This is a genomic window from Lentzea xinjiangensis (assembly GCF_900110955.1).
GTDB lineage: Bacteria > Actinomycetota > Actinomycetes > Mycobacteriales > Pseudonocardiaceae > Lentzea > Lentzea xinjiangensis.
Genome location: NZ_FOFR01000002.1, coordinates 595,865 through 608,025, shown reverse-complemented (window position 1 = coordinate 608,025; position 12,161 = coordinate 595,865). Strand labels below are relative to the sequence as shown.

Here is a 12,161-nt window from a genome sequence, read left to right as displayed (position 1 = left end):
CACGATGAAGCGTCGCAACCTCACCGCCGCGGTGTGCCTCGCGTTCGCCGGTGCTCTCCCGCTGACCGCCTGCGGCGGCGGGACCGCCGGAACCGGCAGCTCAGGCGCCGGCCCGATCGGCGCCGACCACCCGCGCGCCGACACCGACTTCTGGAACTCCTACATCAAGTACTTCCCCGAGAAGGCCAAGGACCTCGGGATCAACCTGCTCAACCCCACCAACTCGCAGAACAAGGTGGAGAACCTCGTCGCCAACGCCCAGTCGCTGCAGTCGCAGGGCGCGAAGGCGATCATCATGGCGCCGCAGGACACCGGGGCCATCGCCAGCACGCTGGAACGGCTGGAGAAGGCGAACATCCCCGTCGTCACCGTCGACACCCGCCCCGACAAGGGCAAGACCTACATGGTCGTGCGCGCGGACAACAAGGCGTACGGCGAGAAGGCCTGCAAGTTCCTCGGCGACAAGCTGGGCGGCAAGGGCAAGGTCGTCGAGTTCCAGGGCGCGCTCGCGTCGATCAACGGCCGCGACCGGTCGGAGGCGTTCGCCGCCTGCATGAAGCAGAACTACCCCGGCATCACGGTGTTCGAGGAGCCGACCGACTGGGAGGGCCCCAAGGCGTCGGCGGCCCTGCAGACGAGGCTCAACCAGCACCCCGACATCAACGGCATCTACATGCAGGCCGGTGGCGCGTTCCTCACGCCGACGCTGCAGGTGTTGCGGCAGAAGAACCTGATCGTGCCGCCGACCGACCCGAAGCACATCTTCATCGTCTCCAACGACGGCATCCCGCAGGAGCTGGAGGCCATCCGCAAGGGCGAGATCGACGCGACCGTGTCGCAGCCCGCCGACCTGTACGCGCAGTGGGCGCTGTTCTACGCGAAGGCCGCCGTGGAGGGGAAGACGTTCGCGCCGGGCAAGACCGACCACGACTCCGTCATCGTGGACACCGGCGGCGGCCGGCTGGAGGACCAGCTCGCGGCACCGCTGATCACCAAGGACAACGTCGACGACAAGGCCTTCTGGGGCAACCAGATCGCCAAATGAGCGAGTACGCGGCCGTCGCGCGTGGCGTGACGAAGCGGTTCGGGCAGACGCTCGCGCTGGACGACGTGGGCATCGAGATCCGCGCCGGCGAGTCGCACGCCCTGGTCGGCCGCAACGGCGCGGGCAAGTCGACGCTCGTCTCGGTCCTCACCGGCATGCAGGTGCCGGACGCCGGTGAGGTCAGCTTCTTCGGCGAACCCGCGCCGCCCGTCGCCGACCGCGCGGCGTGGCGGCGGCATGTCGCGTGCGTCTACCAGAAGTCGACGGTCGTGCCGGAGCTGTCGGTCGCCGAGAACCTGTTCATCAACCGGCAGGACCTCGGCGGCGGCCTGATCAGCTGGCGGAAGCTCCGGCGGGAGGCGTCCTCGCTGCTGGAGACCTACGACGTGGCGGTGAGCCCGGACGAGCTGGTGTCCGCGCTGACCGTCGAGCAGCGGCAGCTCGTCGAGATCGCGCGGGCGCTGTCGATCGGCTCGCGGTTCGTCATCCTCGACGAGCCGACCGCGCAGCTCGACGGACCCGCGATCGAGCGGCTCTTCGACCGGCTGAGGTCGTTGCAGGACAAGGGGGTGACGTTCCTGTTCATCTCCCACCACCTGCAGGAGGTCTACGAGGTCTGCCAGACGGTGACGGTCTACCGCGACGCGCGGCACGTCGTCACCGCCCCGGTCGCCGAGATGTCGAAGCCCGGCCTGATCGAGGCGATGACCGGCGAGGCGGGCGGGCTGAACGTGCCCGGTGGCGACGACCGGCCTTCGTCGGGCGAGGAGGTGCTGCGGGTGTCGTCGTTGAGCGGGGAGCACTTCTCGGACGTCTCGCTGTTGGTGACGCGCGGCGAGGTCATCGGGCTCGCCGGCAGCGCGTCGTCCGGCAAGCACGAGTTCGCCGAGACCGTGTACGGGCTGCGCAGGCCCTCCCTGGGCACGATCTCGGTCGACGGCTCCGCTGTGCGCGGCGGTGACGTGCCCGCGGCCCTGAAGGCCGGAATCGGTTGCGTGCCAAGGGACCGCCACCAGCAGGGGCTCGTGCTGGACCTGTCGATCGCGGAGAACGCGACGATGAGCACGGCCGGGTCGTTCGTGTGGCCGTCGGCGCAACGGTCGGCCGGCCGCGCCGCGATCGCGGCGTACGACGTCAAGGCCGCCGGGCCGGACCAGCCGGTGTCCGACCTGTCCGGCGGCAACCAGCAGAAGGTCGTGATGGCACGGGCCCTCGCCGGTGACCCGTCCGTGCTGGTGCTGATCAACCCGACCGCGGGCGTCGACGTGAAGTCGAAGGAGTCGCTGCTCGGGGTCGTCGACGCGCAGGCGCGCCGGGGCAAGGCCGCGATCGTCGTCTCCGACGAGCTCGACGACCTGCGGGTCTGCGACCGCGTGCTGGTGCTGTTCCACGGCCGGGTCGTGCGCGAGTTCGACCGCGGCTGGCGCGACCAGGACCTCATCGCCGCCATCGAAGGGATCGCCGGAGAAATGGACGCAGGGCAATGACGAAAGCCATGACACCGCCCGTCCGGACACCGCCACCGCCGGCGAAGCAGAGGTTCCGGCTGGCGCGGTACCAGGACCTCGCACTCGTCCCGGTCATCCTCATCCTGCTGGTCATCGGCGCGGTCCTGTCGCCGATCTTCCTGACCCCCGCCAACCTGATCGCCGTGCTGACCCAGCAGAGCGAGCTGTCGCTGCTGGTGCTGGGGCAGGCGATGATCCTGATCGTCGGCAGGATGGACCTGTCGCTCGAGTCAACCGTCGGTCTCGCGCCCGCGCTGGCGGTCGCGCTGATCATCCCCGCGTCGGCGGGCGGGCTCGACGTGGGACTGGCCGCGTGGCTGGCGCTGCCGCTGTGCCTGCTCATCGGCGTGGTCGTCGGTGGCGTGAACGGCTTCCTGATCCTCAAGGTCGGGCTGTCCGGGTTCATGGTGACCCTCGGCATGCTGACGCTGCTGCGCGGCCTGCAGCTCGCGATCACCGAGGGCAAGTCGCTGATCGACGTGCCGGAGTCGTTCCTGTACCTGGGCTCCACGACCTGGCTCGGGCTGCCGGCGGCGGTGTGGATCTGCGTGGTCTGCTACGCCGTGGGCATCTTCGTGCTGAAGTACCTGCGCGCCGGCCGCTCGCTGTACGCGATCGGCGGCAACTCGGAGGCCGCGCGGGCCGCGGGCATCCGGGTCGACCGCGTGGTGTGGACCGTGCTGGTCATCGGATCGGTGCTGGCCGTGGTCGCGGGCATCCTGATGACCGGGCGCCTCGGCTCGGTCGCCGCGACGCAGGGCGAGGGCATGATCTTCCAGGTCTTCGCGGCCGCGGTGATCGGCGGGATCTCGTTGCAGGGCGGCAAGGGCACGTTGTTCGGCGCGCTGTCCGGCGTGCTGATGCTCGGGCTGGTCGAGCAGATCCTGCGGTTGCAGGGCGTGTCCGGGTTCTACATCCAGGCCTCGTACGGCGCGGTGATCATCCTCGCGCTGGTCGTGACCAGGTTCGCCACCGGGCAGAAGCAGGAGTAGGCCGTGGAGACCGTCGCGCTGCACACCCGGCTCCGCGAGGGACGCGAAGCCGACTACGACCGGGTCCACGCGTCGATCCCGGCCGAGCTGGACGGCGCGTTGCGCGAGGCAGGGGTGCGCTCGTGGCGGATCTGGCGTTCCGGCCGCGAGCTGTTCCACCTCGTCGAGGTGGACGACTACCGGGCGATGAGGGCCCATTTGGCCACTCACCCGGCGAACGTTCCGTGGCAGGCTCGGGTGGCGGAGCTGCTGGAGGTCCCCGACGACTACTCCGGCAGCGAACCCGATGTGCGACTCGTGTGGGAGCTGCCGTGAAGGTCGCTGTTTCTCGTCTGGGCTTCGGCGGTGCGCCGATCGGGAACCTCTACCGCGAGATCTCCGACGCCGAGGCCTTCGGTGCGGTCGAGGCGGCCTGGCAGACCGGCGTCCGCTACTTCGACACCGCGCCGCACTACGGCCTCGGGCTGTCGGAACGGCGCCTCGGCGTGGCCCTGACCGGGCGGCCGCGCGCCGAGTACGTGCTCTCCACGAAGGTGGGGCGGTTGCTGGAGCCGTTCGACGGCGAAGGCCTCGACGACGAGGGTTTCGCGGTGCCGCGGCACTTCCGGCGGGTCCGCGACTACTCGGCCGACGGCGTCAAGCGGTCCCTGGAGTCCTCTTTGGAGCGTCTGGGCACCGACCGGGTGGAGATCGTCTACATCCACGATCCCGACGACCACTGGGACGAGGCGTTCGGCGAGGCCTACCCGGCGTTGGAGGAGCTGCGGTCGCAGGGCGTCGTCGGCGCGATCGGAGTGGGCATGAACCAGTGGGAGATGCCGGAGCGGTTCGTCCGCGAGACCGACGTCGACGTGGTGATGCTGGCTGGGCGGTACACGGTGCTGGAGCAGCCGGCGTTGCCGTCGTTCCTGCCCGCGTGCGCCGAACGCGGGGTGTCGGTCGTGGCCTGCGGTGTCTTCAACTCCGGGCTGCTCTCGAAGCCGGTGGTGCCGTCCGGCGCGAAGTACGACTACGCGGACGCGCCCGCCGCGCTGGTCGCCCGCGCCAGGGCGATCGCCGAGGTGTGCGGGCGGCACGGGGTGACGTTGCCGCAGGTGGCGATCCAGTTCGCCCTCGGGCACCCGGCCGTCGTGTCCGTGGTGATCGGCTCGCGGACCGCCGAGCAGATGACGTCCAACGCGGCTCACTTCTCGGCTCCGGTCCCCGCGGCGTTGTGGGACGAGCTGAAGTCGGCGGGGCTGCTCGGCGAGGAGGTGCCGACGCCGTGATCGTCGACGCTCACCACCACCTGTGGGACCTGTCGGTGCGCGACCAGGACTGGATCACCGACCCGCCGATGGGTGCGATCCGCCGCTCGTTCCTGGAACCCGACTTCATCGCCGCGGCACCGGAGGTCTCCGCCTCCGTGCTGGTGCAGACGATCTGCGTGCCGGAGGAGACGCCGGAGTTCCTGGCCGTCGCCGCGTCCTCCGACGTGGTCAGCGCGGTGGTGGGCTGGACGGACCTGACGTCCCCCGCTGTCGGCGACGAGCTGGCCGCGCTGGCCGGCGGACCGGACGGCTCGTGGCTGCGCGGGATCCGGCACCAGGTGCAGAGCGAGCCCGACCCGGAGTGGTTGTGCCGCGAGGACGTCCGGCACGGCCTGCGGCAGGTCGGTGCGCACGGGCTGGTCTACGACCTGCTGACGCTGCCGCACCAGCTCCCGGCCGCGCGCCGGACCGTGGCGGCGCTGGAGGACGTGGAGTTCGTGCTCGACCACTGCTCGAAGCCCGCGATCGGGTCCGGCGCGGGGGAGTGGGCCGGGCTGGTCCGGTCGCTGGCGGCGCACGAGAACGTGACGTGCAAGCTGTCCGGCATGGTCACGGAGGCCGACTGGAAGTCGTGGGACGTGGCGACCCTGCGCCCGTACTTCGAGGTCGTGCTCGACGCGTTCGGCCCGGATCGCCTGATGTTCGGCTCGGACTGGCCGGTGTGCCTGCTGGCGGCTTCGCACGCCGAATGGCTCGGGGCAGCCAGGGAACTGGTGGCGGAGCTCGCGCCCGGCGAGCAGGCCGCGATCTTCGCGGGCACCGCTCGCCGGGTCTACGGCATCTAGGGCGTGTCCCGCCTCCGGAACTCTCGCCCGTGACTCTCATCGAACGGACCCACGGGACACGCCCTAGGCGAACAGCGCCTTCAGCTCGTCGATCAGCTCCGGGGTCGCTCCCACCAGCGGCTCGCGGACCGGCCCCGACGGCAGCCCGAGCAGGTTGAGCGCGGCCTTGACCGCGACGGCACCGGGCTCGCGGGTCATGATCGCGGTGATCACCGGCAGCAGCGCCTGGTGCCGGCGCAGGGCCTCCTTGTTGTCGCCCTCGTCGTAGGCGTCGAGCATCGCCTTGATCTCGTTGCCGACGACGTGGCCCACGGTGCTGACCGTGCCGACGCCACCGATCGAGTACAGCGGCAGGATCAGCTCGTCGTTGCCGGAGTAGTAGTCGAGCCCGGTCTCGGCGATCACGCGGGCGGTCGCGAGCAGGTCGACCTTGCAGTCCTTCACGCCGACGACGCGCGGGTGCTCGGCGAGCCGGAGCAGCGTCTCGGTGTCGATCGCCGTGCCCGTGCGGCCGGGGATGTCGTAGAGCAGCGCGGGCAGCCCGCTCGCGTCGGCCACCGCGCGGAAGTGGTTCTCGACGCCCTCCTGCGTGGGCTTGCTGTAGTACGGCGTCACGACGAGCAGGCCGTCCGCGCCGTTCGCCTCGGCCTGGCGCGCGAGCTCGACGGTGTGCCGGGTGGAGTTGGTGCCGACGCCAGCGAGGACCTGCGTCCGGTCGCCGACGGCCTCCTTCACAGCCCTGACGACCTGCGCCTTCTCGGCGTCGGTCGTGGTGGGCGCCTCGCCGGTCGTGCCGTTGACGACCAGCCCGTCCGCACCGCCCCGGTCGACGAGGTGCGCCGCCAGCTCCTGCGCACCCTTGAGGTCCAGGTCGCCGTCGGGGGTGAACGGGGTGACCATCGCTACCAGCACTCGTCCGAACATGACTCCAGCGTGGCTCCAGTTTTCGCGAAGTTCCAGTTAGAAGTTCTGCTCGGAACGTTAAGCTGAGCTTTGTGTTGGACGTTCGGCGGCTCCGGCTGCTCCACGCTCTGTCGGTCCACGGCACGGTCACCGCCGCCGCGGAGGCCCTGCACGTGACCTCACCCGCCGTGTCCCAGCAACTCGCGGCGCTGGAGCGCGAGGCGGGGGTGCCACTGGTCGAACGGGACGGCCGGCGCCTCTCGCTGACCCGCGCCGGGCACGTGCTGGCCGCGCACACCCAACTGGTGCTGGACCAGCTCGCCGCCGCCGAGGCCGACCTGGCCTCGCTGCGGACCTCGGTCTCGGGCGTGGTGCGGATCGGCGCGTTCGTGTCGGTGGCCGCGTTGCTGCCACGCGTGATCCAGGTGCTGCGCTCGGCGCACGGGTCCGATGTGGACCTCTTCGTGCACGAGATGGAACCCGAGGCGTCGCTGCCGGCGTTGCGGCGCGGGGACGTCGACATCGCGATCATCCACTCGTACAACATCATGCCGCGGTCGCTGCCCGCGTCCTGCGAGTCGCACGAGCTGTTCGTGGAACCGGTGAACGTCGCGCTGCCGCTCTCGGACCCGTTGGTGCAGCAGGACTCCGTGGACCTGGCGGTGCTGTCCGACCGGCCCTGGATCATGCCGCGCACCGACGCTTCCTGCCACGAGCTGACCCAGCGGGCGTGCGGGGCGGCCGGGTTCGTGCCTCGGGCGCAGGCCTACTGCGACGACTTCGGGGTGATGTGCGGCCTCGTCGAGGCCGGGCTCGGGGTGGCGCTGGTGCCGTCCGTGGCCCGGCGGCCCGGGGTGGCTCTGCGGCCGTTGAAGCAGCAGGTCTTCCGGACCGTGTCGGCGGTGGTGCGGAACCGGGCGGATGGTCAGCCGGCCGTGCGGGTGGTGTTGGAGCAGCTCCGGCAGGTCTGAGAGCGGGAGTGGGCGGCTACTCGGCTTGCCTGGTTCGGCTAGGCCAGGTCCGACAGCCACTGCTCGACGCCGGCCACGTGCACCGTCGACCAGCTCCGCGCGAGCTCCGGCTGGTGAGCGGCCAGCGCGTCCACGATCGCGCGGTGTTCGGCGACGGTGCGGTCCACGGCGTTCGACTGGGTGATGCCGCGCCAGATCCGCACCCGCACGGTCGGGCCGGCGAGGGTGTCGAGGAGCTGGGCCAGGTAGGCGTTGCCCGAGCACTGGGCGATGGCGCGGTGGAACTCGAGGTCGTGCTCGACCAGTTCCTCCACGGACTTCGCCGACTCTGCGGCGTCGCACAGGGTGCGGAGCTTGACGACCTCGTCCGGGTCGATGCGCTGGGCGGCCATCGCGGCGGCGGCCGGTTCGAGGATGCGGCGGACCTGGAGCACCTCGAGCACCGAGTCCTCGCCGCGGTGCAGGTCGAGGACGAACGACAGCGCGCCGAGCAGGTCGTCCGCGCGCAGCGACGAGACGTACGTGCCGTCGCCCTGGCGGACGTCGAGCACCCGGACGAGTGACAGCGCCTTCACGGCTTCGCGCAGCGAGTTGCGGGACAGGCCCAGGCGTTCGGCCAGGTCGGCCTCTCGCGGGAGACGGTCGCCGGGCTTGAGCTCGCCCGAAACGATCATCTCCTTGACGCGCAGGATCGCGTCGTCCGTGACTGCCACGGGCACCCTCAACTCGTCGTAGACCTCGGATGTCTGGGAGTCAGTATGCGGCACCGCCGGACACCTTCGTGGCACCCCGGCATCTTTGGCCGCGATTCACGGATTGGGATATGAGATGGTTATCTACTAACGAAGGGTGACGGGAACCCCTGTTGTGGCCATAATGGTCTGGACCATTCTAGGAGGGATCTTGGACGCCGTTGTCGCAGCACCGCGCGCTTTGCTCGGTCGCACGATCGTCGGTCCTGCCTCGGTGCGGATCAGAGATGGCCGCATCGTCGAGGTGACCACCGGTGAAGCACCACCTGGCGCGGAGGTCCTGTCCGACGGCCTCCTCACACCGGGCCTCGTCGACGTCCAGGTGAACGGCGCCGTCGGCGTCGACTTCGCCGAGGTGGACGCCGCCGGGATGCGCGCCGTGGCCGAAGCACTGCCGTCCACCGGGGTGACCCGGTTCCTGCCCACGTTGATCACCGCACCGGTCGACGTGGTCATCCGGCAGGCCAGGGCCGTGCTGGCCGCGTCCGCCGCCTTGCCGGACGGGGTGGGGGCGCGTCCTCTCGGCGTGCACCTGGAAGGCCCCTTCCTGTCGCCGAAGCGGGCCGGGGTGCACGACCCGTCGTTCATGGTCGACCCTGGTCCCGACCAGATCTCGGCCCTGCTCGACGACGACGCGCTCCGCCGCGCGCTGCGGATGGTGACGATGGCGCCGGAGCAGCCAGGTGGCCTGGAGGCGGTGCGCCGTCTCGTCGCCGCCGGGGTGCTGGTCGCCGTGGGTCACTCCGACGCCACCGGTGAGCAGACCAGGGCCGCCGCCGACGCGGGCGCCCGCATGGTGACGCACCTGTTCAACGCCCAGCGCCCGCTCGGCCACCGCGAACCCGGCGTGCCCGGCGTGGCGCTGGTCGACGAGCGCTTCACCCTCGGCCTCATCGCGGACCTGGCCCACGTGGGCCCGGACGTGTGCCGCCTCGTGTTCAACGCCGCCGGGGCACGGGTCGCGCTCGTCACCGACGCCGTGGCCGCCGCGGGGATGCCGCCCGGCCGCTACCACCTCGGTGGGGCGGAGGTGCTGCTCACCGAGGACGGTGTGCCGCGGTCGCCGGAGGGCACGATCGCGGGCTCCGCGCTCACGCTCGACCGCGCGGTGCGCAACATCGTGTCCGTGGGCGTGCCCGTGGCCGATGCCCTCGCCTCCGCCACGATCGTGCCGGCCGAGGTCATCGGCGAGCCGGGCCTGGGGCGCCTCGCCCCCGGAGCCGTCGCCGACCTCGTGTGGTGGGACGACGACCTGCGGCCCAGAAAGGTCTGGGTCGACGGCGAGGTCGTGTTCGACGCCGAGGTGCCCGTCGCCCCCGTCGAGGCCGTGGCCGCCGGCTACGCCACCGCCGGCCAGTAGCCAAGCTTTTTTCAAGTCACGCGGGGGCCCCGCGTTTCCTCCAGGGAAACGCGGGGCCCCCGCGTGGCATGCGGTCAGCGGGTGCGGGTGACCTTGTTCAGGCCGCGCGGGCTGTCCGGGTCGCCGCCGCGCGCGAGCGCCAGGCCGTAGGCGAGGCGCTGCACCGGCAGGATCTCCAGCACCGGAGCCACCTCCTCGGCCGTCTCGGGGATCGCGACGGCGAGCGTCGCGCCCATCTTCTCCGAGGCCGAGCCGACCGCCACGACGTCCGCGCCGCGCTGGTGCACCACGTCGAGGGCGTCGCGCAGCGACTCGCCGCCCTTGCCCAGCGAGGTGATGGCCAGGACGGCGGTCTCGCCGTCGACGGCCGCGACCGGGCCGTGCAGCAGGTCGGCGCCGCTGTACGCCCGCGCCGCCAGGTAGGAGGTCTCGGCGAGTTTCAGCGACGCTTCCAGGGCCGTGGCGTAGGAGTAGCCGCGGCCGGTCGTGAGCACGCGGTCCACGAACCGGTAGCGGCGCACGGCCTCCTCCACGGTCGGAGCCGACGCGTCGAGCGTCACCTGCGCCAGCTCGCCCAGGGAGGCCGCCGCCGCGCCGTCACCGCCGCGCACGGCGTCGACCAGCAGGTACAGGGCCAGCAGCGTCGCCGAGTAGGTCTTGGTGGCGGCGACCGCGTGCTCGACGCCCGCGGAGACGTCCACCGAGAGCTCGGCGGCCGCGTTCAGGGGCGAGTCGGGCGTGTTGGTCACGGCCACCGTCAGCGCGCCCCGCCTGCGGTAGGAGGCGGTGACCTCCAGCAGGTCGGGGGAGCCGCCGGACTGCGACACCGTCACCAGCAGCACGTCCCGCAGGTCGGGCTCGGCGCCGTACAGCGTCGTCGTCGAGGCCGACACCAGGCCGGCCGGCAGTTCGAGGAGGATCTCGGTCAGGTACTTCGCGTAGATCGCGGCGTGGTCGCTGGAACCGCGCGCGGCGAACAGCACGAAGCGAGGTGCGCGCTCGCGGATCACGGCCGCGACCTCGGCGATGGCCGCACGGGACGCGTACAGCGAGGAGAAGATCGACGGCTGGGCCGCGATCTCCGCTGCCATGTGCCGGCCCGGCTGGGGCGTGGTCATGTCGTGCCTTTCAGGATCAGCTCGGCCGCGGCTCGCAGGCTCACCCGAGAACCGCCGTGGGTGTCGACGCGGGCGGCGCTGCCCAGGTCCGGGCCGGGCACGCCGGTCTCGACGTGCACGACGTCCAGGCCCAGGTCAGTCAAGTTTCTCACCAGTTGCCGGGCGCTCGTGTGGCGGTGAGCGTCCCGGGTGACGACGACAACAGTGCGGTCGCCCGCCGCTTTCGCGACTTCTTCCGCGGAGACGTCGCGCGAGGCGATCACCTCGGTGCCGGGCAGCACCTCGCTCAGGTACGGCCCGAGCCCCCACGGTACGTCGCCGACCGCGATCGACGGGTCCACGACCAGGTCGACGACCACCGGCGACGTGCCGGCGTCGATCCGGCCGCGCACCTCGACGGCCCGCCGGGCGGCCGTGAGACCGATCTCGGCGTCGTGCGCGTCGACGGTCGACGGGGGCAGGCCGAGGGCGAGCGACCGGGCGGCCGCCTGGGTGAGGCGCTCCTCCGAGAGCTCGCCGGACTTCACGGCGGCGACGATCGAGTCGATCAGCCACTGGATGTCGGTGTCGTCCAGCGCGATGCCGCCGAGGCACAACGAGTCGACGCCCGCGGCCAGCGCGCGCACGGCGCCCACGGCGAGGTCGCCGCCGACGGCCTTCATGTCCAGGCCGTCGGTGATCACCGCGCCGGTGAAGCCCAGCTCCGTGCGCAGCAGGCCGATCGCGTGCTCGTTCAGCGTCACCGGCGCGGCGCCCCACTCGGGGACGACGAGGTGGCCGGTCATGATCGAGCGGACGCCCGCGTTCACGGCCGCCTGGAACGGCACGAGCTCCACCGCGCGGAGCTGTTCCTCGGTGCGCGGCAGCACGGGCAGTTGCTCGTGGGAGTCCTCGGTGGACGCCCCGTGACCGGGGAAGTGCTTGGCGCAGGCGGCGACGCCCACCGTCTGCAGGCCCTCGACCCACGCGGCGACGTGGCGGGCGGCGAGGACCGGGTCCGAGCCGAACGCGCGGACGCCGATGATCGGGTCGTCCAGGGTCAGCACCAGGTCGGCGGACGGGGCCAGGTTGAGCGAGATGCCGCACTTGGCGAGCCGCGAGCCGATCGAGGCGGCCACCGATCTGGTGAGGTCGAGGTCGTCCACGGCGCCGAGGGCGTGGTTGCCCGGCACCTCGGAGCCGCGGCCCGCGTCGAGCCGCGTGACGTCGCCGCCCTCCTCGTCGATGCCGATCACCACGTCCGGGCGCGCCGACCGCAGCTCGGTGCACAGCGCGGTCACCTGGGCGTCGTCGACGACGTTGCGCCCGAAGAGCACGACGCCGCCGAGGCCGTCGGCGACGCGCCGCAGCAACCAGCCGGGGGCGGTCGTTCCGTGGAAACCCGGAAGCAGGACGGCTGCGGCCAACTGATCCACGG

Annotated in this window: 12 protein-coding genes; 8 read left to right on the top strand and 4 right to left on the bottom strand. The window is 71.6% G+C overall.

The genetic code is table 11. From position 1 onward, the window contains the following. The first annotated feature begins 4 nt into the window (after nucleotides 1-4). From BMW88_RS08340 to BMW88_RS42660, 6 genes are read left to right on the top strand one after another with little or no spacing between them, the layout of a single operon-like run. Entirely contained in the window at nucleotides 5-1,045 is a 1,041-nt protein-coding gene (locus tag BMW88_RS08340; RefSeq protein WP_089949995.1) for a sugar ABC transporter substrate-binding protein, read from the top strand. After that, on the top strand, nucleotides 1,042-2,532 hold the full coding sequence (locus tag BMW88_RS08335) for a sugar ABC transporter ATP-binding protein (RefSeq protein WP_089949994.1): 1,491 nt from the start codon (nucleotides 1,042-1,044) through the stop codon (nucleotides 2,530-2,532). Before BMW88_RS08340 ends, BMW88_RS08335 begins: the two co-directional genes overlap by 4 nt. Next, complete coding sequence (locus tag BMW88_RS08330) at nucleotides 2,529-3,545, top strand: ABC transporter permease (protein WP_089949993.1); 1,017 nt, start codon at nucleotides 2,529-2,531, stop codon at nucleotides 3,543-3,545. Before BMW88_RS08335 ends, BMW88_RS08330 begins: the two co-directional genes overlap by 4 nt. Nucleotides 3,546-3,548: 3 nt before the next feature. After that, nucleotides 3,549-3,860, top strand: coding sequence for an L-rhamnose mutarotase (locus BMW88_RS08325; RefSeq protein WP_089949992.1), 312 nt, complete (start codon nucleotides 3,549-3,551; stop codon nucleotides 3,858-3,860). After that, on the top strand, nucleotides 3,857-4,813 hold the full coding sequence (locus BMW88_RS42665) for an aldo/keto reductase (RefSeq protein ID WP_089949991.1): 957 nt from the start codon (nucleotides 3,857-3,859) through the stop codon (nucleotides 4,811-4,813). Before BMW88_RS08325 ends, BMW88_RS42665 begins: the two co-directional genes overlap by 4 nt. Further along, a complete protein-coding gene (locus BMW88_RS42660; RefSeq protein WP_089949990.1) occupies nucleotides 4,810-5,640 on the top strand; it encodes an amidohydrolase family protein in 831 nt (276 codons plus the stop codon). The genes BMW88_RS42665 and BMW88_RS42660 overlap by 4 nt, the downstream gene beginning before the upstream one ends. A 63-nt stretch (nucleotides 5,641-5,703) precedes the next feature. Here BMW88_RS42660 and dapA read toward each other — a convergent pair whose 3' ends face one another. Then, nucleotides 5,704-6,564 carry a 4-hydroxy-tetrahydrodipicolinate synthase gene (gene dapA, locus BMW88_RS08310; RefSeq protein WP_089949989.1) on the bottom strand — a complete coding sequence of 287 codons (861 nt, stop codon included), beginning with the start codon at nucleotides 6,562-6,564 and terminating at the stop codon, nucleotides 5,704-5,706. Between the two features lie 71 nt (nucleotides 6,565-6,635). On the opposite strand from dapA, the gene BMW88_RS08305 reads away from it, so the two are divergent. After that, nucleotides 6,636-7,514 (top strand): LysR family transcriptional regulator, encoded by an 879-nt coding sequence (locus BMW88_RS08305; protein ID WP_089949988.1) that lies wholly within the window; start codon nucleotides 6,636-6,638, stop codon nucleotides 7,512-7,514. A gap of 38 nt (nucleotides 7,515-7,552) precedes the next feature. Here the strand turns inward: BMW88_RS08305 and BMW88_RS08300 are convergent, their stop codons facing one another. Next, on the bottom strand, nucleotides 7,553-8,227 hold the full coding sequence (locus BMW88_RS08300; protein ID WP_089949987.1) for a FadR/GntR family transcriptional regulator: 675 nt from the start codon (nucleotides 8,225-8,227) through the stop codon (nucleotides 7,553-7,555). 253 nt (nucleotides 8,228-8,480) lie between these two features. Here BMW88_RS08300 and nagA point away from each other — a divergent pair, with 253 nt between their 5' ends. Beyond that, a complete protein-coding gene (nagA, locus tag BMW88_RS08295) occupies nucleotides 8,481-9,626 on the top strand; it encodes an N-acetylglucosamine-6-phosphate deacetylase (RefSeq protein ID WP_245777632.1) in 1,146 nt (381 codons plus the stop codon). A gap of 74 nt (nucleotides 9,627-9,700) precedes the next feature. On the opposite strand, the gene BMW88_RS08290 is transcribed toward nagA, so the two are convergent. Both BMW88_RS08290 and BMW88_RS08285 read right to left on the bottom strand, forming a co-directional pair. Then, nucleotides 9,701-10,744: an SIS domain-containing protein gene (locus BMW88_RS08290; RefSeq protein WP_089949985.1), complete on the bottom strand. Its 1,044-nt coding sequence runs from the start codon at nucleotides 10,742-10,744 to the stop codon at nucleotides 9,701-9,703. Continuing rightward, a complete protein-coding gene (locus BMW88_RS08285; protein ID WP_425434624.1) occupies nucleotides 10,741-12,159 on the bottom strand; it encodes a glycoside hydrolase family 3 protein in 1,419 nt (472 codons plus the stop codon). The genes BMW88_RS08290 and BMW88_RS08285 overlap by 4 nt, the downstream gene beginning before the upstream one ends. Nucleotides 12,160-12,161 lie beyond the last annotated feature (2 nt).

Coding starts and splice junctions, on each gene's coding strand:
- BMW88_RS08330 (WP_089949993.1), top strand. CDS start 2,529: ATGACGAAAGCCATGACACCGCCCGTCCGGACACCGCCACCGCCGGCG.
- dapA (WP_089949989.1), bottom strand. CDS start 6,564: ATGTTCGGACGAGTGCTGGTAGCGATGGTCACCCCGTTCACCCCCGAC.
- BMW88_RS08290 (WP_089949985.1), bottom strand. CDS start 10,744: ATGACCACGCCCCAGCCGGGCCGGCACATGGCAGCGGAGATCGCGGCC.
- BMW88_RS08335 (WP_089949994.1), top strand. CDS start 1,042: ATGAGCGAGTACGCGGCCGTCGCGCGTGGCGTGACGAAGCGGTTCGGG.
- BMW88_RS08340 (WP_089949995.1), top strand. CDS start 5: ATGAAGCGTCGCAACCTCACCGCCGCGGTGTGCCTCGCGTTCGCCGGT.